1 protein-coding gene is annotated in these 253 nt (G+C 45.5%); it reads right to left on the bottom strand.

Going from position 1 to position 253, the window contains the following annotated elements; all coding sequences use genetic code 11:
- Window positions 1-253: gamma-glutamyltransferase (locus tag AAEY83_RS17065; RefSeq protein WP_351061036.1), on the bottom strand; the 253-nt coding region annotated here is incomplete at both ends.

Raw genomic sequence — 253 nt, 5'->3', positions numbered from 1 at the left:
ATACCTGAGGATTGCGGTTCAACTAAAGTAAGCACTAGTTGAGTAGCAATGGCAGCATCTACGGCACTGCCGCCTTTGGCTAAAATTTGTTGACCGGCTCTTGAGGCATATGGATTTGCCGCAGCAACCATGTATTTATCACCTTGCACTACTTTTTTATGGATTAATCCAGTAGCAGCTTCAGGTTCGCGAGTTTCAATTTGAGTTGCTTGCTGTGCAAATGAAGGCAGTGATACTGCGCACAGTCCAATGG

Origin of the sequence: Psychrobacter sp. TB20-MNA-CIBAN-0197, from assembly GCF_040309765.1 — a bacterium.
Classification (GTDB): domain Bacteria; phylum Pseudomonadota; class Gammaproteobacteria; order Pseudomonadales; family Moraxellaceae; genus Psychrobacter; species Psychrobacter submarinus.
The sequence above is the reverse complement of the archived record's forward strand: the minus strand, read 5'-3'. Positions and strand labels throughout refer to the sequence as shown.